Origin of the sequence: Paraburkholderia ginsengiterrae (assembly GCF_001645125.1) — a bacterium.
GTDB lineage: Bacteria > Pseudomonadota > Gammaproteobacteria > Burkholderiales > Burkholderiaceae > Paraburkholderia > Paraburkholderia ginsengiterrae.
Genome location: NZ_LXKA01000192.1, coordinates 1 through 478 on the forward strand (window position 1 = coordinate 1; position 478 = coordinate 478).

Below are 478 nucleotides of genomic sequence, written 5' to 3' on the forward strand. Positions count from 1 at the left end.
CTGCTGACCGGCGAGGTGGCGGGGGATGTGTCGAAGCAGCCCGCGGAGAACGTCGTGCGCGGCCCGAACAACGTCAACACCATCGTCAACGAACTGTCGATCATGCCGGCCAGCCCGTTTTCGTCGATCACCAATGACTCCTACCCCGACACCCGCGTCACGACCGCGCTGCTCCCCCCGAATCATATTCCGCCGAACAACTTCCAGTTCCTCGCCCAGCTCCGCCATCTGTTCCTGACTTGCCCCGCGCTCACGTCCCTCACCATCTACTCAGCCCCCCCCGCCTCCCGCCTGCCGCCCGTCCTTCTCGCCGACGCCCCACACCATGCCTGACCCGCCGCTCCCGCCCCCCCTTTTCCTCACCCCCCGCGCTCCCCGGCTCTCCCACGTCCTGCTTCTCCAGCCACCATCGAGTCGCCTCACTCCCTCGCCGGCCTCACGCACGTCGCCCACGTATAGCGACCCTCGCTGCACCGTC

At 67.8% G+C, this 478-nt stretch carries 1 protein-coding gene; it reads left to right on the plus strand.

The genetic code is table 11. The features are described from left to right. Positions 1-333, plus strand: a 333-nt coding sequence (locus tag A6V37_RS41370; protein ID WP_482194148.1) for a BON domain-containing protein, incomplete at its 5' end; no start/stop codon positions are given. Positions 334-478: the final 145 nt, after the last annotated feature.